Below are 19,065 nucleotides of genomic sequence, written 5' to 3'. Positions count from 1 at the left end.
GGGTGACCAGCATATTTCAGGTGTGCACGGCCTAGGAAGGCGGCTCACGCCAGAAGCGCCGCTGCACACGCAACCCCTCGACCTCTCCGTGCCTGCCCAGTCGCAGGCGCAGCGCCCCTTGCAATGCCGTGTCATGCACTGCCAGCCCATGCCGCCGATAGCGCTCGATCACCTGCGGGTGCGGGTGACCGAAACCATTGTGTCGCCCACGGGAAATCATCACGCCACGCGGCGCGATGGCGCGGATGAAAGGCTCGGTGGAGGAACTACGGCTACCATGATGCGGGGACTGCAGCCAGTCGATACGCGCCGCATTGGCGGACTCCAGCCAGGCACGCTCGGCACCGGCCTCCATGTCGCCAGCCAGCAGCAAGCGCTCACCCTGGGCCTCGACCAGCAGCACACAGGAGCGGTCGTTGCTGTTCTTGCCACTGGGCCAGTGCCACAGCGAGAACATCACGCCATCCCACTCCCAGCGCTCACCACTGCTGCACACCTGCGCGTCCAAGACTGCGGGCAACTCCCGTGCTTCGCCAGCCAGCACCCGCACCACCGGCAGGCCGCGCTGCACGGCGAGAGCGCCGCCGGCGTGGTCGGCATGTGCATGGCTGATCAGCATCAGATCGAGCTGGTTGACACCCAGCCTGCGCAAGGTCGGCAGCACCACGCTCTGCCCAAGGTCACTGGTGCCCATCGCCGGCCCGGCATCGTAGAGCAGGCTGTGATGCCGCGTGCGCAACAGCACCGCCAAGCCTTGACCCACGTCCAGTTGCCAGACTTCCACCTCTGCGTGCGGCACCTGCTCGCGAGGCGCCCACAGCGCCAGCAGCATCACCGCCCCCAGTCCTCGCAGCGGCACGCCGCGTGGCAGCAAGAGCAGCAACGCGCCCGCACACACCAGCGTCCACGCCCACAGCGAAAGCGGCGGGGGCGTCCAGGGTGGACGCCATTCGGCCAGCAGGCCGAGCGCGCGAAACATCAGGTCGATCAACCCACCTGCCAGCCACAGCAACGATTCCCCCACCCCTGCCAACGGCAGCGTCGCCGTTCCGAGCAGGGCCAATGGCAACACCGCCAGGCTGATCCAGGGTACTGCCAGGAGATTGACCAACGGCGCGCTGAGGCTGACAGGCAGACCCAGCGCCAGCATCGCGGGCAGCAAACCGATGGCGATCACCCATTGAGCACGACTCCAGGCCTGCCAGGGCCGCCAGCCACCCAGACGCGCGCTGAAGCAGTAGATCAGCACTGCCACCGCCGCGAAAGACAGCCAGAAGCCCGGCATCAGGCTGGCCAGGGGCTCGAACAGCAATACACCGACCAAAGCCAGCAACAAGGGGAAGAACGCCCCCAGATGACGAAAGCGCAGACGCCAGACCAAGACAGTGGCCAGCATCAGGCATGCACGCTGCACAGGCACCTGAAAGCCAGCCAGGGCGCCATAGGCCAAGGCTGCCGCCATCGCCAGGCCGCACGCCCAGGGCAACCACGGTAGCCTCCCTGGCCAGGCACCCAGACGGGCCAGTCCGGCAACCAGCCCATAGATCAGCCCCGCCAGCAAGCCAATGTGCTGCCCCGAAATCACCATCAGGTGCACGGTGCCGGTCGCCTGCAAGGCCTGCCAGTCCTCCCGCGCCAGCCCAGAACCGTCACCGAGCACCAACGCCGCCAGCACCACCTCCCGCCCTTGGGCGTCCACCGCCAGCAAGCGCTGGCGCAGCCTGTCTCGCCAGCCCCCGCTCGCCGGGGCCAGCATCTCCCCGGCCTTGACCGTTCCTGTGGCACCAATGCGCCGTGCCAGCAGCATTGCCTCACGGTCGGGACCATGGGGATTGAGCAGCCCCTGAGGGCGTCTGAGGTTGACCGCGAGCCGCCAGCGCTCGCCAGTCCGGACCATGGGGCCGTCGAACCAGCTCAGTTGCATCCGGCGGGGTAACTTCGCACGCCGGGACTGTGCCTCGTCCAGCTCGAAACGCACGCTGCGCCCGGACTGCGTCGCCAGCCCCGTCACCCTGCCCTCCAGCCACAGCGTGCGCCCATCGAGCTCGGCGATCAGGCGATCATCAAGGGCCTGCTGCGCCGACCAGCAGGCCCAGCTCAGCCCCAGCAGGAACCACCCTATCGGCCAGACGCGAGTGAACAGGCACATCAGTGCCGACAAGAACAGAAGGAACAGCCATCCGACCGACGGCAAGGCAGGCAAGAGACCCAGGCTCAACAACCCGAGCGCCAGCGCAGACATCCCTGTGCGCATGAAGTAAAGCTCCGCAAGCGTAATCACCCCGTCAGGCTAGGCCTGTTTGGCCGCCGAGCTCACTCAACAATTGTCACAAACTCTGAACGAGGCTGACGTGGAATCAAGGCATACTCGCCCTATTCGAGCACCGGGAGCCTACATGCCGCGCCGCCTCTTCAAACGCTACATGCCGGATCCGACCAGCATTCGGGAACACAAGTCCTTACGCTTTTTCGGCCGATTGCTGCACGACCCCAACCTCTGGCACCTGAATCGCCATTCGGTCGCTCGGGCCATGGGCGTAGGGTTGTTCGCAGCGCTCATCCCCATCCCCATGCAGATGCTGCTGGCCGCCAGCCTGGCGATACCGGTACGCGGCAACCTGCCCATCGCGGTCAGCCTGGTCTGGCTGACCAACCCGCTGACCATGCCACCGGTGTTCTTCGTCACCTACATGACCGGCGCGTGGCTGATGCAGATTCCTCCGCGAACGCTACCGGAAGAACTGACCTTCGAATGGATCACCGACCAACTGTCCACCGTCTGGCAGCCTTTCCTGCTCGGCTCGGTGGTGTGCGGCGTGATACTGGGCGTTGCCGCCTACTTCACCACCTTGCTCTACTGGCGCTGGTGGGTCGGCCGGCAGTGGCGCCGGCGCAAGTGCAGGGTGTCATGCACGCATGCCGCGACCACTGACCAGCAGGCGGACGCACAGGGTATAGAGCACCGCGGTAGCCACCAGCATGAAGGTGATCGCCGTACCAATGCTGATATCCGACACCCCTAGAATGCCGTAGCGGAACGAGTTGACCATGTGCAGCACCGGGTTCGCCAGCGACACGGTCTGCCAGAACGGCGGCAGCAGGTTGATGGAGTAGAACACGCCACCCAGGTAGGTCAGCGGTGTCAGAACAAAGGTCGGAATGATCGAGATATCGTCGAAATTACGTGCGAAAACGGCATTGACGAACCCCAGCAGCGAGAAGATCGTCGCCGTCAGCAGCACCACAACGATGGTCACACCCAAGTGATGCACCTGCAGGTGGGTGAAGAACATCGACAGGATGGTCACGATCACGCCGACCGCCAGGCCGCGTAACACACCACCGAGGGCGTAGCCGACGAGAATGGTGTGCGGCGAGACCGGCGAGACCATCAACTCTTCGATCGAACGCTGGAACTTGCTGCCGAAGAAGCTCGACACCACGTTGCCGTAGGAGTTGGTGATCACCGACATCATGATCAGCCCCGGCACGATGTACTCCATGTAGGTGAAGCCACCCATGTCGCCGATCTGACGGCCGATCAGGTTACCGAAGATGACGAAGTACAGCACCATGGTGATCGCCGGCGGCAGCAGGGTCTGCGGCCAGATACGCAGAAAGCGTCGAACCTCGCGATAGACGATCGTATTCAGGGCGACCCAGTTGGTGCGCAGTTCCACACTCATACCGCCACCTTCGACAGATTCTTTTCCACCAGGGCCACGAACAACTCCTCGAGTCGGTTGGTCTTGTTACGCAGGCTCTGCACCTCGATGTTCTGCAACGCCAATTGGCCGAACAACGCTGTGATGCCGATATCCTTTTCCACCTGCACTTCCAGCGTGTGCGGCGTGATCAGCCGGCACGGGTAACCTTGCAGCTTCGGCGCCGCGGGCAGGTCCTGCTTGAGGTCGAGGACGAAGGTCTCGACGTGCAGCTTGCCCAGCAACTGGCGCATGCTGGTGTTCTCGACAATGGTGCCGTGGTCGATGATGCCGATGTTGCGGCACAGCTGCTCGGCTTCCTCGAGATAGTGGGTGGTGAGGATGATGGTGATGCCTTTCTGGTTCAGCTCGGTGAGGAAACTCCACATCGAGCGACGCAGTTCGATGTCCACGCCAGCCGTCGGCTCGTCGAGGATCAGCAAGCGCGGCTCATGGATCAGCGCACGGGCGATCATCAGGCGACGCTTCATGCCGCCGGACAGCGACCGCGACTGCACGTCGCGCTTGTCCCACAGCCCCAGTTGGGTGAGGTACTGCTCGGCACGCTCCTTGGCCAGCTTCGGCGGGATGCCGTAGTAGCCGGCCTGGGTGACGACGATGTCGAAGGTCTTCTCGAACTGGTTGAAGTTGAACTCCTGGGGCACCACGCCGATGCTGCGCTTGAGCGCGGCTGGCTGGCGATCCAGGTCGTGGCCGAAGACATTCACCGTGCCGCTGGTCTTGTTCACCAGGGTCGAAAGAATGCCGATAGTGGTGGATTTACCGGCGCCATTGGGGCCCAGCAAGGCAAAGAAGTCACCTTCGGCGACCTCCAGGTCGATGCCCTTGAGGGCCTGAAAGCCGTTGCCGTAGGTCTTGATCAGCTGTCTTATGGACAGGGCAGAACTCATAGCGGGTCACGTACCGAAGAAAAAGGTTCAGGACACGCCAGGTCAAGTCACTGGCGCAGTGAGTAGTGCGGCCATGGTGCAAGGCCTGACCGCACAAGTACAGTCATGTATATCGATAGTGACTATCGAAACGGGCGGGGTATCCGCTCAGGTCAGCGCCGTCATTACTGCGGCCTGATAGGCCGGACGCGCCTTCAGGCGCTCGTACCAGGCCTGCAGGTTGGGGAGATCGGGACGCTCGATGGGCATCTCGAACCAGGCGTAGGCAAAGCAGCCCAGCGGAATGTCGCCCATGCCGATCTGCTCACCGGAAAGGTAGGGTTGGGTGGCCAGCGTCTTGTCGACGATCGCCAGCAACTCGCCGCACTTTTCCCGCGCAGCGTTGATCGCCGTCCAGTCACGCTCATTCTCCGGGGTACGCAGCATGCCCCAGAACAGCGGGCGGAACGGCGCGGCAAAGGAAGAGGTGGTCCAGTCCATCCACTTGTCCGCCAGGGCACGCTGGCGCGGATCGTCCAGGTACCAGCCCTGCTCAGCACCATATTCGGCGCTCAGGTAGCGCACGATGGTGTTGGACTCCCAGAGGACGAAGTCGCCATCCTCGAGCATCGGCACCAGGCCATTGGGGTTGCGCTCACGGTACTGAGGCTCGTTGACCACACCGAACGCCCCACCGGCGTCGATCGACTCGAACTCCAGCCCCAACTCGTGGGCAATCCACAACGCCTTGCGCACATTGCTCGAGTTCTTGCGACCCCAGATCTTCAGCATGACAACGTCCTTAGTGAGTGCAGAGGGTGGACAGTCTACTCCACAGTGACGCCACCTGTACCAGGGGACAATGCTCTGAAACTCCTGTGGCCACACCCTGTCACTGTTCTTAGCGAGCCATCCGGCGCATCGCGTCTAAGCTATCCGGGATGGCTCGAGCCCAAGCTTCCAAGGAGGAAGAACTATGCTGCTGTTGTGGTTGGTGGTGCTGGTGATCGGCGCCGCATATCTCACCCATCGACGTCTGGCACCGCTGCAGATCCTCGGGGTGATCGCCGCCTATGTGCTGTTGATGGGCATCTTCGCCGACGCACCTGGCTGGCTGCTGACCGTGATCTGGCTGGTGCTGGCCGCCAAGGCCGCCCTGCTGATATTGCCGCAGTGGCGGCGCCAGGTGTTCACCGGCCCCGTGTTCAAATGGTTCCAGCGCACCCTGCCACCCATGTCGCAGACCGAGCGCGAAGCGATCGACGCGGGCACTGTATGGTGGGACGGCCAGCTGTTCAGCGGCCAGCCCGACTGGAACACCCTGCTCGACTACCCTGCCCCCACGCTCACCGCAGAAGAACAGGCGTTCATCGATGGCCCCACCGAGGAACTCTGCGCCCTGGTCAGCGACTGGCAGATCGGCCAGGACCTCGACCTGCCACCCGCAGCCTGGGAACACATCAAGCAGCACGGCTTCTTCGCCCTGATCATCCCCAAGGAATACGGCGGGAAGGGCTTCTCCGCCTACGCTCACTCCCAGGTGGCGATGAAACTCGCCACTCGCAGCGGCGACCTGGCTTCGACCGTGATGGTGCCCAACTCGCTCGGCCCGGCCGAACTGCTGCTGCACTATGGCACCGATGAACAGCGTAACCACTACCTGCCGCGCCTGGCCCGTGGCGACGAAATCCCCTGCTTCGCCCTCACAGGCCCACTGGCCGGCTCCGACGCTGGCGCCATGCCTGACACCGGCATCGTCTGCAAGGGGGAATGGAACGGCGAGGAAGTCATCGGCCTTCGCCTGAACTGGGAGAAGCGCTACATCACCCTCGGCCCGGTGGCCACCCTGCTGGGCCTGGCCTTCAAGGCCTACGACCCCGATCACCTGCTGGGCGAACAGGAATCCCTGGGCATCAGCCTGGCACTCATCCCCACCGACACCCCGGGCGTGGAGATCGGCAAGCGCCACCTGCCGCTGGGTGCAGCCTTCATGAATGGCCCGAACAGCGGCAAGGACGTGTTCGTGCCCCTGGACTTCCTCATCGGCGGCAAGGACATGCTCGGCAAGGGCTGGATGATGCTGATGAACTGCCTGTCGGTCGGGCGCTCCATCTCGCTGCCTGCGGTTGGCACAGGCGCTGCCAAGTACACCAGCCTGGTCACCGGCCAGTACGCCCGCGTCCGCGAGCAGTTCAACGTGCCGCTGTCCGCCTTCGAGGGCATCCAGGAATCGCTGGCACGAATCGGTGGCAACGCCTGGCTGATGGACAGCGCCCGCCTGCTCACCGCCAAGGCAGTGGACCTGGGCGAGAAGCCCTCGGTACTTTCGGCAATCCTCAAGTACCACCTGACCGAACGCGGCCGTGAATGCATCCAGCACGCCATGGACGTACACGGCGGCAAGGGCATCATCATGGGCCCGAACAACTACCTGGGTCGCAATTGGCAGGGCGCGCCGATCTTCATCACCGTCGAGGGCGCCAACATCCTGTCACGCAACCTGATGATCTTCGGACAGGGCGCGATCCGCTGCCACCCCTTCGTCCTCAAGGAAATGGCTCTCGCTGGGCGCGAGGATCGCGAGCAGGCACTCAACGAGTTCGACGATCTGCTGATGAAGCACATCATGTTCGCCGCCAGCAATGCGGCCAGCACTTTCGTGCTCGGCATCGGACTGGGGCACTTCGAGAAGATGCCGGGCGACGCCCTCAGCCAGGGCTACTTCCGTGCGCTGAACCGTCAGGCGGCCGCATTCGCCTTGCTTGCCGACCTGTCGATGATGCTGCTCGGCGGCGCGCTGAAGCGGCGCGAACGCCTGAGCGCGCGTCTGGGGGATGTCCTCAGCTACCTGTACCTGTCATCCGCAGCGCTCAAGCGCTATCACGACCTCGGCTCACCCGAGCACATGCAACCTCTGCTGCGCTGGGCGCTGGAAGAAAGTCTGGGGCAGGCCGAAAAAGCCCTCGACCGGCTGCTCGATAACTTCCCCAATCGCTTCCTCGGCTGTGCGTTGCGGGTTCTGGTCTTCCCGTTCGGTCGCCGCCACACCGGACCAAGCGATGAACTGGATAAAGAAGTTGCTGAACTGATCGGCCGACGCAAGGGTGATCCGGCACTGGAGGAACTGCTGGCGGGCTGCTTCCGCCCTGACGGCGAAGGTGATCCGGTAGCCGCCCTGCAGACAGCTTGCGACCTGCTGGACGAGGTGGCGCCACTGCACAAGGCGCTGCACCAAGGACTCAAGGAGGGCAAGGTGCATCCCTCGCCGGGCCAGTCGGACATCGAAGCCGCCGTGCAGGCCGGCGTGCTGCAGGCTGATGAAGGCGAGAGACTCCAGGCAGCCGAAGCCGCGCGCCGGACAGTGATCGATGTAGATGCTTTCGACAAGGCGCAACTGCTGCCCGCGGAGGGCAAGGTGCGCTGAGCACCTTCAGTCAGACAGATCCCCGGCCCCTGGCGGGCCGGCGGTCAGCGCAGTGCGAGCGGCTGCGCCTGCCCCTGCGGGGCAAAACCTGCGTATACTCCGGCCCCCGTTTCAACACCAGAGGATCGCCCCATGGCCAACCCCCACCTGGAGTACCACCTGCAACTGCTCCAACACCTGCGCACCATCCTGGTGGCCCTGGGCGACGCCGAGCAAGTGCCGGAAGAAAGCCACGCCCTGTTCCTCGAACGCTTCGACGAACTGCTGACCCTGCTGCCGCAGAACCCACTGGAAAGTCAGTATCTGGGCCAGGACCTGATCTGCCAGGTGATCACGCGCTACCCGCAAATCGCTCATCTGGTTCCGCGTGACCTGCTGTGGTTCTTCGGCGGCGACTGTCTGCACTACATGCCCGATGAAGAACTCGAGCTGTACCAGACGCTGGAAGAGCGTCGCTACGAGGCCGAGCAGAATGAAGAGCCCTTCGACTGGAACCTGGAGAAGCAGTTGCTGAGCGCACCCGACCAGGGCGAGCGCCACTGAGCAAAAATGGCCACGGGCATTACAAATGTCCGTGGCCCCATGGCTGCGATGTTTTTGAAGGCAAAAAAAACGCCACTTCGATGAAGTGGCGTTTTCAAATGGAGCGGGAAACGAGACTCGAACTCGCGACCCCGACCTTGGCAAGGTCGTGCTCTACCAACTGAGCTATTCCCGCAATGTGAAGCAAAACCGCATTTGGCGTGAATGGCCTGAACCTTTCACTGCCGCTGCACCGTCAATGGACGCCACAGTTCTAAAACTGGAGCGGGAAACGAGACTCGAACTCGCGACCCCGACCTTGGCAAGGTCGTGCTCTACCAACTGAGCTATTCCCGCATTGGCGTCCCCTAGGGGACTCGAACCCCTGTTACCGCCGTGAAAGGGCGGTGTCCTAGGCCACTAGACGAAGGGGACACACTACAACTTCACTGCCTGCTGCGTTTGGCTGTGTGCTTTACGCTGCAAGTGGCGCGCATTCTATGGATGCCTCGACAAGCCGTCAACCCCTTTGTGGAAATTTATTTAAATCAACGACTTCCGCCCCTGTACATAGGTCGCGCATGATGCGCCCGGGGATTGGCGTTGCTTTTCTGACGCCAGCCCGGCAAGCTCGCATCAAAGTGCCAGCACTGTAGATTTTTGGCCTTGAGCCGACACCCATGGGTAGAGCCTGTCCGCCAGGCTGCACTGTTCGCCCCCTGGCGAACTCACTACACTCAATGATGCAAAACTTCTTCATGAGGCGTTAACGGTGACACCACTTCTGATCACCCTGCTCATCGTGGCGGGTATCGCGTTGCTGATCGTGATCGGCTACCTCAACAATGTCGTGGAAAACGCCAAGCTCGAGCGCGCGCGCCTTAAAGTCGAGCTGACCGAACGCCTGCGCCGCTGCGGCGAGATCACCGAAACCTTCCCCGGCCAACTGATGACTCCGGCGCTCAAGCTGCTGCTGACCCGCCTGGAGCTGAATCTCAATCAGCGCCTGCTGGCGCTGGACAAGCATAACGGCGATTTCAAGGCGCGCATCGTCGAACTCGAAGGGTTGATTGCCAAGGGCGACAAGTTGCCGGTCAACAACCCGCCGAGCCCGATTCAGACCGAGGTCAAGGCCAAGGACGTGCGCTTCCTGCTCGAGTCGCTGCATAACCAGATCGTGCGCGCTACCCAGGAAAACTTCCTGCAGTCCAACGAAGGCAAGTACTGGGTCAGGGAAATTCGCCACATCCTGGTGCTACTGCACATCGAATTCTTCAATAACCTGGGCCAGCAGGCGTTGCAGCAGAATCAACCAGGCCATGCGCGCCTGGCGTTCGAACGCGGCGTGCAGTACCTGCGCAAACAACCGGAACCGAAACAATATGAAGAGCAGCTGACCTACCTGGAAAAACTGCTCGCTCGCGCCAACGCGCAAGTACTGGACCAGATGGAACCGGCCGAAAATGACCAGAACGCGCTGACCCAGGGTCTGAAAACCGATGAAGACGAGACGTGGAAAAAGCGGGTGATCTACGACTGATCCACAACCGTTGAAAACAAGAAGGGCCGCAAAAGCGGCCCTTCTTGTTTTTCAGCAGTCGCTCAACGCCAGGAAGATCGACGCCAGGCGTTCCAGCCCTCGCTGATCGGCCTCACTGAAACGCGCAAGGCTCGGGCTGTCCAGGTCGAGCACGCCAATCAGCCTGCCCTCCTTTACCAGCGGAATCACCAGCTCGCTGTTGGATGCGCTGTCACAGGCGATGTGTCCAGGGAAGGCATGCACATCCTCCACTCTCTGGGTCTGCAGGGTGGCTGCTGCCGTGCCACACACACCCTTGCCGAATGCGATGCGCACGCACGCCACCTGCCCCTGGAACGGCCCGAGCACCAGTTCTTCGTTGCGGTTGAGGTAGAAACCCGCCCAATTCAGGTCTTCCACCTGGTGGTAGAGAAATGCCGAGAACTGCGCGGCGTTGGCGATGAAATCACGCTCGTCGGCGAACAGCGCCTGCACTTGCGCAGCCAGCAGGTCGTAGCCATCGAGGCCTTTGCCACTGGCGTTGAGGTCGATCATTGGTTCTGCTCCAGCAATTGCAGTCCAACCCAGTAGCGGGCGAACTGGTAGGCACAACGGCCATTACGGTTGCCGCGGCCGGTGGCCCAGCGCGCAGCGAGGATGTCGAGTTCTTCAGTACGCTGCCAGACCAGCCCGGCCGGGCGCGCCAGTTGGCCGATCCAGTGCTCGACCACGTTGAGGAAATGCTCCTGGGTGAACGGGTAGAACGACAACCACAAGCCAAAACGGTCGGACAGGGCGATCTTGTCTTCCACCGCTTCGTTGGGGTGCAGCTCGCCGTCGATCATCTTCCAGTTTTCATTGTCGCTCTGCTTCTCGGGCACCAGGTGACGGCGGTTCGAGGTGGCATAGAGCAGGACGTTGTCCGGCGCCTGTTCGAGCGAACCATCGAGCACACTCTTGAGCACTCGGTAATCGCCCTCTCCCGCCTCGAACGAAAGGTCGTCGCAGAACAGGATGAAGCGTTGCTCGAGCTTTTGCAGTTGCTCGACCACCCGCGGCAAGTCGGCCAGATGATCGCGCTCGATCTCGATCAGGCGCAGGCCCTGCCCGGCATGTTCGGCCAGCAGCGCGCGTACCAGCGACGACTTGCCGGTGCCCCGCGAGCCCCACAGCAGGGCGTGGTTGGCGGGCATGCCATTGATGAACTGATGGGTGTTGCGGCCCAGTTGCTCACGCTGCTGATCGACCCCGATCAGGTCCGAGAGCCGGATGTCGAGGCTGACTTCCAACGGCATGAGGTAGCCGCTGCGGCCATCACGCTGCCAGCGCGCAGCGAGGGTCGACGACCAGTCGATCTGCGGGCGGGGCGCCGGCAGCAGTGGTTCGAGGCGCGTCAGTATGGATTCAGCGTGTTCCAGGAATGCAATGAGGCGGGTGTCCATGAAGGTTTCCTTAATCAAGACCGGTTCAGGAGCCGAGGCGCAGCCATTGCGCGACGACACTGCCCCTACAGAGCCAACAGGGGTTGTGGGAGCGAGCTCGTCTCGCGATGGCCGCGCACCGGCCCATTGATTGGATCGCTCGAAACAACAGACAGACCCGCCAGCAGCCGGGGCTGATCGGCTATGCTTGCGCAGCGCAAGGGGCGTTGAACCGGCTCGGGAACCATGGATATCAAGTTCACCAATCGCCTGTCATACAAGCAAGCCCGGTTGACAGTCCTGGTCGGCTTCATCCTGGGAACATTGCTCAGTCTCATCCAGATCGGCATCGATTATGCCAGCGAAGACGCGTCCATCAACCGCGAAGTGCAGGCATTGCTGCAAATAAGCCATGACCCGGCCTCGCGCATCGCCTACAACATCGACGCGGAGCTGGCCCAAGAGCTCACCGGCGGGCTGCTGCAGTCGCCAGCGATCATCCGCGCACGCCTGATCGACAACAACGATACGGTGCTGGCCGACGTCCATCGCCCGCGCCAGGAAGACAGCTATCGGCCGCTCAGCGACTTTCTGTTCGGCGAGCAGCGCCAGTTCAAGGATCGCCTGTTCCTCGCCCACATGCCCGACGATTACCTCGGCACCCTGTACCTGGATGTCGACACCTATGCCTTCGGCAGCCGCTTTCTCGACCGAGCCGGCATCACCCTGCTCAACGGCTTCGCCCGCAGCCTGGTGCTGACCGGCATTCTCCTGGGGTTGTTCTACATCATGCTGACCAAACCCCTGGTCACCGTCATCGGCGCCCTGAGCGGCAGCGACCCACGCCAGCCCGGCCAGACTCGTCTGGACTACCCCAACGGTCATGAGCACGACGAGATCGGGGTACTGGTGAAGGTCGCCAACCAGCAATTCGTCAGCATGGCCACCGAGATCCAGCAGCGGCGCAACGCCGAAAACCGCCTCACCCAGTACCTCAACGAACTGGAAGACATCGTTTCGGCCCGCACCGAAGAACTCAAGGCCAGCAACAGCCGGCTGAGCCAGTCCAACGAGGAACTGGAGGAAGCCCGCCGCCGCGCCCTGGACATGGCCCAGGCGCGCGCCGCCTTCCTGGCCAACATGAGCCACGAGATCCGCACGCCGCTCAACGGCATGCTCGGCATGATCGCCCTGGCCCTGGACAGCGGGCTGAACGCCGAGCAACGCCAGCAGCTGTCGATCGCCCACGACTCAGGCAAAGTGCTGGTCGAGCTGCTCAACGATATTCTCGACCTGTCCAAGTTCGATGCCGGGCAACTGGAGCTCGAACGCATCCCATTCGACATGGGGGCAATGGTCGAGGACACCGCCAACCTGCTGTCGCAGAACGCCGCGCCCAGTGTGGAACTGACCTGCCTGATCGCTCCGGACTTTCCCAGCACCGTGCTCGGCGACCCCACCCGGGTACGCCAGATCGTCAGCAACCTGCTGTCCAATGCGCTCAAGTTCACTCGCTTCGGGCGTGTCGACCTTCGTCTTTCGAGCATCGTCGGCGGCGTACGCCTGGAAGTGTGCGACACCGGTATCGGAATCCCGGAGGAAGCCCAGGTGCGCATCTTCCAGCCCTTCACCCAGGCTGGCGCAGGCATCACCCGCCAGTATGGCGGCACCGGCCTGGGCTTGGCCCTGACCCGTAACCTGTGCAAGGCCATGCAGGGGCATCTGCATATCAACTCGCAAACCGGCTTCGGCAGCCGCTTCAGCGCCGATCTTCCGCTGCCCACGCACACCGAAGCAGTCCCGCCTGCGCCGCTTAAGGGTCAGGTGGTGGCACTGAGCAACGCCTCCAGCGGTCTGGCTGAACTGTTGCATGGCCTGCTGCCAAGCTGGGGGCTGGATTATCAGCGACGCGACGATGCCAGTGGGCTCGACGGCATGGACATCGACCTGCTCATCACCGACGACACCGAGCACCTGTTCGAACTGCGCCCCGGTATCAAGGCACCGATCCTGCTGGTCACGGCCTATGGCAACTTCCTGCCCGCAGAGCAGACCGCGCAATTGGCCCCTTTGCACCAGCAGGCTCGCCCGCTGGCGCGCAATGCCCTGTACCAGATGCTGCGCCGCACCCTGCAAGGCGAAAACGCTACACCTGCACCCTCGGAGGTCGGCCGCCTGCTGGAACGACGCGCTCAGATCCTGCTGGTGGAAGACAACCCCGTGAACCAGTTGGTAGCCAAGGGCATGCTCGCCAAGCTCGGCTGCCAGGTGCAGGTTGCCGCCCATGGTGCCGAAGCGCTGGAGATCCTCGAGCGCGAAGGCTTCGACATGGTGCTGATGGACTGCAACATGCCGGTGATGGATGGCTACGAGGCCAGCCGGCGCATCCGCCAGAGCGGGCGCTGGCCCGACCTGCCGATCGTCGCCCTGACCGCCAACGCCATGCCCGAAGAGCGCGAACGCTGTCGCGCCGCGGGCATGAACGACTACTTGGCCAAGCCGTTCCGGCGCGAAGAATTACTCGCCCTGATCGACCATTGGGTGCCGGTCAGCGGCTGAGCAGACGCTCGATATCGGCTTCCAGCGCCTGCGGCTTGGTGGTCGGTGCGTAGCGCGTGACCTTGCCACTGGACGGGTCGACCAGGAACTTGGTGAAGTTCCACTTGATCTTCTGCGTCCCCAGCAGGCCGGGCGCTCGCTTCTTCAGCTCGGCGAACAGCGGGTGGGCGCCCGGGCCGTTCACCTCGATCTTGCGAAACAGCGGGAAGCTCACGCCAAAGTTGAGTTCACAGAACTGCGAAATTTCCAACGCATCGCCCGGTTCCTGCTTGCCGAACTGATTACACGGAAAGCCCAGTACCACAAGGCCCTGCGCGGCATGGTCCTGCCACAGTTTCTCAAGCCCCTTGTACTGCGGCGTGAAACCGCACTGACTGGCGGTATTGACCACCAACAGCGCCTTGCCGGCGAAGTCGCCGAGTTTTTTCTGCTCCCCCTTGAGGGTGACGCAGGGAATGTCCAGCAACGCATCGGCCATGTCGATCTCCCTTCACGCTTGCGGTTTGAAATCCAGGCATACCGAGTTGATGCAGTAGCGCAGCCCTGTCGGTGGCGGGCCGTCCGGGAACACGTGGCCCAGGTGCGCATCGCACTGGGCGCAGGTGACTTCGGTGCGGATCATGCCGTGGGAGGTGTCGCGGATCTCGATCATCGCACTGTCCTCGATCGGCGCGTAGAAGCTCGGCCAGCCGCAACCGGAGTCGAACTTGGTCTGCGCATCGAACAACGGCAGGCCACAGCAGATGCAGTTATAGATGCCGGCGCGCTTTTCGCTGTTGTATTTGCCTGTGAACGGTCGTTCGGTCCCCTTCAGGCGGCATACCTGGTATTGAGCGGGGTCGAGCATCTCGCGCCATTCTTCAAGTGTTTTGTCGATCTTTTGCATGGATGGACCTCGGCAGGCTGAATTTCACCCTGCGCCGTCTTTTCCCTGGCGCGGGTGGCACGTATATTAGTTGGCTTGTGTGCAGACGATCAGTCTGGCACCCGCGCCCCGTCCTTTTCAAACCTTTTGACGACCGCGCCCCGCGACTTATCCATTCGGGATCACATCATGCAGTTCAGCAAATCGAACAAGCTCGCCAATGTCTGCTACGACATTCGCGGTCCGGTGCTCAAGCACGCCAAGCGTCTGGAAGAGGAAGGCCAGCGCATCCTCAAGCTGAACATCGGCAACCCGGCGCCCTTTGGTTTCGAGGCGCCGGACGAAATCCTCCAGGACGTGATCCGCAACCTGCCGACCGCCCAGGGCTACAGCGACTCCAAAGGCCTGTTCAGCGCGCGCAAGGCGGTGATGCAATACTGCCAGCAGAAGCAGATCGAAGGCGTCGGCATCGAGGACATCTACCTGGGCAACGGTGTGTCCGAGCTGATCGTGATGTCGATGCAGGCGCTGCTCAACAACAATGACGAGGTGCTGATCCCGGCCCCCGACTACCCACTGTGGACCGCAGCGGTGAGCCTGGCCGGCGGCAAACCCGTGCACTACCTGTGCGACGAGCAGGCCGACTGGTTCCCCGACCTTGACGATATCAAGGCCAAGATCACCCCGAACACCAAGGCCCTGGTGATCATCAACCCGAACAACCCGACCGGCGCGGTGTACTCCAGGGAACTGTTGCTCGGCATGCTGGAACTGGCCCGCCAGCACAACCTGGTGGTGTTCTCCGACGAGATCTACGACAAGATCCTCTACGACGAAGCCGTGCACATCAGCACCGCCTCGCTCGCCCCGGACGTGCTGTGCCTGACCTTCAACGGCCTGTCGAAGTCCTATCGGGTCGCAGGCTTCCGCTCCGGCTGGCTGATCATCTCCGGGCCCAAGCACCACGCGCAGAGCTATATCGAAGGCATCGACATGCTGGCCAACATGCGCCTGTGTGCCAACGTGCCGGCGCAGCACGCCATCCAGACCGCCCTGGGTGGCTACCAGAGCATCAACGACCTGGTATTGCCGCCGGGCCGCCTGCTCGAACAGCGCAACCGCACCTACGAGTTGCTCAACGCCATCCCCGGCGTCAGCTGTGTCAAGCCTATGGGCGCCTTGTACGCCTTCCCGAAAATCGACCCGAAGGTCTGCCCGATCCACAACGACGAGAAGTTCGTCCTCGACCTGCTGCTGTCAGAGAAACTACTGATCGTCCAGGGCACCGCCTTCAACTGGCCGTGGCCGGACCACTTCCGCGTCGTCACCCTGCCGCGAGTGGATGACCTGGAGCAAGCCATCGGCCGCATCGGCAACTTCCTGCGCACCTACTCGCAGTAAAGCGATCAAGGCCTTGTCGTGCCAACCGGCCGTGTTGGCACGACGTCCTCCGCACCACGGATGAATTCTTACATCCTGCAACGGTCTATCTCCCGGCGACTCGCCGCGGCTCTGTCATACTTCGCGGTACACAGTTTGAAATAGTCGGCCAGTTGAATCGCCTTGGCCGCCACCTTATATACCCCGCAGTAGAGCGACATTTTCATCCGTCAGGAGAACGTAACAACCATGATGCGCATTCTGTTGTTTGTAGCCACCAACCTTGCGGTGGTGCTGGTTGCAAGCATTACCCTCAGCCTGTTCGGTTTCAACGGGTTCATGGCCGCCAACGGCGTCGACCTGGACCTGAGCCGCCTGCTGGTCTTCTGCGCCGTGTTCGGGTTTGCTGGCTCGCTGGTTTCGCTGTTCATCTCCAAGTGGATGGCGAAGATGACCACCGGTACCCAGATCATCACCCAGCCGCGCACCCACCACGAACAGTGGCTGCTGCAGACGGTCGAGGAGCTGTCCCGCGAGGCGGGCATCAAAATGCCGGAAGTGGGCGTGTTCCCCGCCTACGAGGCGAACGCCTTCGCCACAGGCTGGAACCGCAACGACGCACTGGTCGCCGTTTCGCAGGGCCTGCTCGAGCGCTTCTCGCGGGACGAAGTACGTGCGGTACTGGCCCATGAGATCGGCCACGTCGCCAACGGTGACATGGTCACCCTGGCACTGGTCCAGGGCGTGGTGAACACCTTCGTGATGTTCTTCGCACGTATCATCGGCAACTTCGTCGACAAGGTGATCTTCAAGAACGAAGAAGGCCAGGGCATCGCCTATTACGTCGCGACCATCGTCGCCGAGCTGATCCTGGGCATTTTGGCCAGCATCATCGTCATGTGGTTCTCGCGTCGCCGCGAGTACCGCGCCGACGAAGCCGGGGCTCGCCTGGCGGGCACTGGCGCGATGATCGCTGCCCTGCAGCGCCTGCGCTCGGAACAAGGTATGCCGGTGCACATGCCAGATACGTTGAAGGCCTTCGGCATCAACGGCGGCCTCAAGCAGGGCCTCGCCGGCCTGCTGATGAGCCACCCGCCGCTGGAAGACCGTATCGATGCACTGCGTCGTCGCGGTTGATTCAAAGCGGCAATTGGAAAGGGCGACTCAGGTCGCCCTTTTCTTTGCTCGTATTCTGGCCAGAAGAAGGCCGATCATCGCTGCAACCGATAGACCCGCTCCATCAGGCTGCCGACTCCCGCCTTCTGGAATTTGGGGCTGTCCTCGATGATATCCGGCGCCTCCAACTCGGCCACTTCTTGCCATCCAGCAAATCCGCGCCGGACTTCGTCATCCGGCACCGAGAACGGCGGCCCATCCAGACGCGACTGATCGTAATCCAAGGTAACCATCAGCCCCTGGCAAGCAGCCGGCAGGCAGGCAGAAAGCAACTCAAAGTAACGGGTACGCAGCGCCTGCGGTAGTGCAATCACCGCAGCGCGGTCATAGAGCCCCGTGCACTGTGCCAGATCTTCCGCCTGCAACGCGAAGAAGTCACCACACCACATCTCCACCAGGCCGCTGCGCCAAGTCTCGAAGGCGCCATGGCGGGACACCTCGGCCTCAAGGCTGTGCTCCCGGAAGAAATCCGCCACCGCACGTTGCGACATTTCCACCCCTAGCACGCGATACCCCTGCCCCGCCAACCAGGCGACGTCCAGGCTCTTGCCGCACAAGGGCACCAGCACCTGGCTGCCGGGGGCCAGCATTGGCCAGTGTGCCTGCAGGTACGGGTTCACCTGCGACTGGTGAAAGCCGATCTGGTTGTCCGCCCACCGCTTGTGCCAGAACGCTGGCTCCATGACTCCTCCGATTTTTTCGATAGATAACTTGCAAAACTTATATTGGATGTCGATCGGTAACTGATCGAAGATGGCGGCATCTTAACCGCTCAGGACCCCGCCATGCTGCCTAGCCTGTTCATTTCCCATGGTTCGCCCATGCTTGCCCTGCAACCCGGCGCCAGTGGACCTGCACTGGCCCGCCTGGCGGCAGGCCTGCCGCGGCCGAAGGCGATAGTGGTGGTTTCCGCGCACTGGGAGAGCCAGGGACTGTCGGTGATGAGTGGCGCCCAGCCCCAGACCTGGCACGACTTTGGCGGCTTCCCTGCTGCGCTGTACGCCGTGCAGTATCCGGCCCCTGGCGCTCCCGAGCTGGCACGCCGGGTAGCAGGCTTGCTCGGTGACGCCGGGCTGCCCGCCCAGCTCGATGCACAACGCCCCTTCGACCACGGCACCTGGGTGCCACTGTCGCTCATGTACCCGGATGCTGGCATCCCGGTAATCCAGGTTTCGCTGCCCAGCCGCCAGGGCCCGGCCCTGCAGTTGCAGGTTGGCAAGGCCCTGGCCGGCTTGCGCGCCCAGGGCATACTGCTGGTCGGTTCCGGCAGCATTACCCACAACCTGGGCGAACTGGACTGGCATGCCGGGCCAGACGCCATCGAGCCCTGGGCACGCGCGTTCCGCGACTGGGTGGTCGAGCAATTGAAGGCAGAGGATACGGCCACGCTGGAAGACTATCGGCAGCAGGCACCTTTCGCGGTGCGCAACCACCCGAGCGATGAGCACCTGCTGCCCTTGTTCTTTGCCATGGGCGCAGGCGACAGGTTCGGGATCGTGCACCAGGGCTTCACGATGGGAGCACTGGGAATGGATATCTACAGATTCGACTGATTTCATACACCCCAATCGGCAGGCAAAAAAAATCCCCGGCAAGCCGGGGATT

17 protein-coding genes and 3 tRNA genes are annotated in these 19,065 nt (G+C 62.7%); 8 read left to right on the top strand and 12 right to left on the bottom strand.

Annotated features, from left to right (window positions below; genetic code table 11):
- Window positions 1-31: 31 nt before the first annotated feature.
- Window positions 32-2,254: a DNA internalization-related competence protein ComEC/Rec2 gene (locus ACMGGG_RS05750; RefSeq protein ID WP_414155035.1), complete on the bottom strand. Its 2,223-nt coding sequence runs from the start codon at window positions 2,252-2,254 to the stop codon at window positions 32-34.
- Window positions 2,255-2,396: 142 nt separating this feature from the next.
- On the opposite strand from ACMGGG_RS05750, the gene ACMGGG_RS05745 reads away from it, so the two are divergent.
- Complete coding sequence (locus ACMGGG_RS05745) at window positions 2,397-3,023, top strand: DUF2062 domain-containing protein (protein WP_151924181.1); 627 nt, start codon at window positions 2,397-2,399, stop codon at window positions 3,021-3,023.
- On the opposite strand, the gene ACMGGG_RS05740 is transcribed toward ACMGGG_RS05745, so the two are convergent.
- The 3 genes from ACMGGG_RS05740 to ACMGGG_RS05730 all read right to left on the bottom strand — a co-directional run bounded on the left by ACMGGG_RS05740 (window position 2,907) and on the right by ACMGGG_RS05730 (window position 5,386).
- A complete protein-coding gene (locus ACMGGG_RS05740) occupies window positions 2,907-3,686 on the bottom strand; it encodes an ABC transporter permease (RefSeq protein ID WP_054893055.1) in 780 nt (259 codons plus the stop codon). The genes ACMGGG_RS05745 and ACMGGG_RS05740 overlap by 117 nt on opposite strands.
- A complete protein-coding gene (locus ACMGGG_RS05735; protein ID WP_414155034.1) occupies window positions 3,683-4,615 on the bottom strand; it encodes an ABC transporter ATP-binding protein in 933 nt (310 codons plus the stop codon). Before ACMGGG_RS05735 ends, ACMGGG_RS05740 begins: the two co-directional genes overlap by 4 nt.
- Before the next feature lie 147 nt (window positions 4,616-4,762).
- Window positions 4,763-5,386, bottom strand: coding sequence for a glutathione S-transferase (locus tag ACMGGG_RS05730; RefSeq protein WP_112897747.1), 624 nt, complete (start codon window positions 5,384-5,386; stop codon window positions 4,763-4,765).
- Window positions 5,387-5,570: 184 nt separating this feature from the next.
- Between ACMGGG_RS05730 and ACMGGG_RS05725 the strand changes: the two genes are divergently transcribed.
- Together ACMGGG_RS05725 and ACMGGG_RS05720 are read left to right on the top strand one after the other, a co-directional pair.
- A complete protein-coding gene (locus tag ACMGGG_RS05725) occupies window positions 5,571-8,018 on the top strand; it encodes an acyl-CoA dehydrogenase (protein WP_414155033.1) in 2,448 nt (815 codons plus the stop codon).
- A gap of 132 nt (window positions 8,019-8,150) precedes the next feature.
- Window positions 8,151-8,561, top strand: a complete 411-nt coding sequence (locus ACMGGG_RS05720) for a PA2817 family protein (protein WP_054893051.1) — start codon at window positions 8,151-8,153, stop codon at window positions 8,559-8,561.
- Window positions 8,562-8,660: 99 nt separating this feature from the next.
- Here ACMGGG_RS05720 and ACMGGG_RS05715 read toward each other — a convergent pair.
- From ACMGGG_RS05715 to ACMGGG_RS05705, 3 genes are all read right to left on the bottom strand, one after another.
- Window positions 8,661-8,736 (bottom strand) — tRNA-Gly (locus ACMGGG_RS05715).
- 85 nt (window positions 8,737-8,821) lie between these two features.
- Window positions 8,822-8,897, bottom strand: a tRNA-Gly gene (locus ACMGGG_RS05710).
- 2 nt (window positions 8,898-8,899) lie between these two features.
- Window positions 8,900-8,975, bottom strand: a tRNA-Glu gene (locus ACMGGG_RS05705).
- A gap of 337 nt (window positions 8,976-9,312) precedes the next feature.
- Between ACMGGG_RS05705 and ACMGGG_RS05700 the strand changes: the two genes are divergently transcribed.
- A complete protein-coding gene (locus tag ACMGGG_RS05700; RefSeq protein ID WP_054893050.1) occupies window positions 9,313-10,080 on the top strand; it encodes a hypothetical protein in 768 nt (255 codons plus the stop codon).
- A gap of 51 nt (window positions 10,081-10,131) precedes the next feature.
- Here the strand turns inward: ACMGGG_RS05700 and ACMGGG_RS05695 are convergent, their stop codons facing one another.
- On the bottom strand, window positions 10,132-10,614 hold the full coding sequence (locus ACMGGG_RS05695) for a GAF domain-containing protein (RefSeq protein WP_063543810.1): 483 nt from the start codon (window positions 10,612-10,614) through the stop codon (window positions 10,132-10,134).
- Window positions 10,611-11,501, bottom strand: a complete 891-nt coding sequence (locus tag ACMGGG_RS05690; RefSeq protein ID WP_054893048.1) for an ATP-binding protein — start codon at window positions 11,499-11,501, stop codon at window positions 10,611-10,613. The genes ACMGGG_RS05695 and ACMGGG_RS05690 overlap by 4 nt, the downstream gene beginning before the upstream one ends.
- 225 nt (window positions 11,502-11,726) lie before the next feature.
- Here ACMGGG_RS05690 and ACMGGG_RS05685 point away from each other — a divergent pair, with 225 nt between their 5' ends.
- Complete coding sequence (locus ACMGGG_RS05685; protein ID WP_414155032.1) at window positions 11,727-14,039, top strand: response regulator; 2,313 nt, start codon at window positions 11,727-11,729, stop codon at window positions 14,037-14,039.
- Here the strand turns inward: ACMGGG_RS05685 and ACMGGG_RS05680 are convergent.
- Both ACMGGG_RS05680 and msrB read right to left on the bottom strand, forming a co-directional pair.
- Window positions 14,029-14,517, bottom strand: a complete 489-nt coding sequence (locus ACMGGG_RS05680; protein WP_063543806.1) for a glutathione peroxidase — start codon at window positions 14,515-14,517, stop codon at window positions 14,029-14,031. The genes ACMGGG_RS05685 and ACMGGG_RS05680 overlap by 11 nt on opposite strands.
- A gap of 12 nt (window positions 14,518-14,529) precedes the next feature.
- Window positions 14,530-14,925: a peptide-methionine (R)-S-oxide reductase MsrB gene (gene msrB, locus ACMGGG_RS05675; protein WP_054893045.1), complete on the bottom strand. Its 396-nt coding sequence runs from the start codon at window positions 14,923-14,925 to the stop codon at window positions 14,530-14,532.
- A 168-nt stretch (window positions 14,926-15,093) separates the two neighbouring features.
- Here msrB and ACMGGG_RS05670 point away from each other — a divergent pair, with 168 nt between their 5' ends.
- Together ACMGGG_RS05670 and htpX are read left to right on the top strand one after the other, a co-directional pair.
- Complete coding sequence (locus tag ACMGGG_RS05670; RefSeq protein WP_054893044.1) at window positions 15,094-16,305, top strand: pyridoxal phosphate-dependent aminotransferase; 1,212 nt, start codon at window positions 15,094-15,096, stop codon at window positions 16,303-16,305.
- A 228-nt stretch (window positions 16,306-16,533) separates the two neighbouring features.
- Window positions 16,534-17,421 (top strand): protease HtpX, encoded by an 888-nt coding sequence (htpX, locus tag ACMGGG_RS05665; RefSeq protein WP_054893043.1) that lies wholly within the window; start codon window positions 16,534-16,536, stop codon window positions 17,419-17,421.
- Window positions 17,422-17,495: 74 nt separating this feature from the next.
- Here the strand turns inward: htpX and ACMGGG_RS05660 are convergent, their stop codons facing one another.
- A complete protein-coding gene (locus tag ACMGGG_RS05660) occupies window positions 17,496-18,143 on the bottom strand; it encodes a thiopurine S-methyltransferase (protein ID WP_063543802.1) in 648 nt (215 codons plus the stop codon).
- 102 nt (window positions 18,144-18,245) lie between these two features.
- On the opposite strand from ACMGGG_RS05660, the gene ACMGGG_RS05655 reads away from it, so the two are divergent.
- Window positions 18,246-19,013, top strand: a complete 768-nt coding sequence (locus ACMGGG_RS05655) for a DODA-type extradiol aromatic ring-opening family dioxygenase (RefSeq protein WP_063543800.1) — start codon at window positions 18,246-18,248, stop codon at window positions 19,011-19,013.
- Window positions 19,014-19,065: the final 52 nt, after the last annotated feature.

It is taken from the genome of Pseudomonas sp. BNK-44-b, assembly GCF_047456245.1.
GTDB classification, from domain to species: Bacteria; Pseudomonadota; Gammaproteobacteria; order Pseudomonadales; family Pseudomonadaceae; genus Aquipseudomonas; species Aquipseudomonas machongensis.
Note: the sequence above shows the minus strand (reverse complement) of the source record. Positions and strands in the feature narration are given on the sequence as shown.

Excerpts from the sequence above, each read along its gene's own strand:
- ACMGGG_RS05695 (WP_063543810.1), bottom strand. The coding sequence starts at position 10,614 with ATGATCGACCTCAACGCCAGTGGCAAAGGCCTCGATGGCTACGACCTG.
- ACMGGG_RS05685 (WP_414155032.1), top strand. The coding sequence starts at position 11,727 with ATGGATATCAAGTTCACCAATCGCCTGTCATACAAGCAAGCCCGGTTG.
- ACMGGG_RS05725 (WP_414155033.1), top strand. The coding sequence starts at position 5,571 with ATGCTGCTGTTGTGGTTGGTGGTGCTGGTGATCGGCGCCGCATATCTC.
- htpX (WP_054893043.1), top strand. The coding sequence starts at position 16,534 with ATGATGCGCATTCTGTTGTTTGTAGCCACCAACCTTGCGGTGGTGCTG.
- ACMGGG_RS05660 (WP_063543802.1), bottom strand. The coding sequence starts at position 18,143 with ATGGAGCCAGCGTTCTGGCACAAGCGGTGGGCGGACAACCAGATCGGC.
- ACMGGG_RS05680 (WP_063543806.1), bottom strand. The coding sequence starts at position 14,517 with ATGGCCGATGCGTTGCTGGACATTCCCTGCGTCACCCTCAAGGGGGAG.
- ACMGGG_RS05745 (WP_151924181.1), top strand. The coding sequence starts at position 2,397 with ATGCCGCGCCGCCTCTTCAAACGCTACATGCCGGATCCGACCAGCATT.
- ACMGGG_RS05690 (WP_054893048.1), bottom strand. The coding sequence starts at position 11,501 with ATGGACACCCGCCTCATTGCATTCCTGGAACACGCTGAATCCATACTG.
- ACMGGG_RS05750 (WP_414155035.1), bottom strand. The coding sequence starts at position 2,254 with ATGCGCACAGGGATGTCTGCGCTGGCGCTCGGGTTGTTGAGCCTGGGT.
- ACMGGG_RS05735 (WP_414155034.1), bottom strand. The coding sequence starts at position 4,615 with ATGAGTTCTGCCCTGTCCATAAGACAGCTGATCAAGACCTACGGCAAC.
- ACMGGG_RS05720 (WP_054893051.1), top strand. The coding sequence starts at position 8,151 with ATGGCCAACCCCCACCTGGAGTACCACCTGCAACTGCTCCAACACCTG.
- msrB (WP_054893045.1), bottom strand. The coding sequence starts at position 14,925 with ATGCAAAAGATCGACAAAACACTTGAAGAATGGCGCGAGATGCTCGAC.
- ACMGGG_RS05740 (WP_054893055.1), bottom strand. The coding sequence starts at position 3,686 with ATGAGTGTGGAACTGCGCACCAACTGGGTCGCCCTGAATACGATCGTC.
- ACMGGG_RS05655 (WP_063543800.1), top strand. The coding sequence starts at position 18,246 with ATGCTGCCTAGCCTGTTCATTTCCCATGGTTCGCCCATGCTTGCCCTG.
- ACMGGG_RS05670 (WP_054893044.1), top strand. The coding sequence starts at position 15,094 with ATGCAGTTCAGCAAATCGAACAAGCTCGCCAATGTCTGCTACGACATT.
- ACMGGG_RS05730 (WP_112897747.1), bottom strand. The coding sequence starts at position 5,386 with ATGCTGAAGATCTGGGGTCGCAAGAACTCGAGCAATGTGCGCAAGGCG.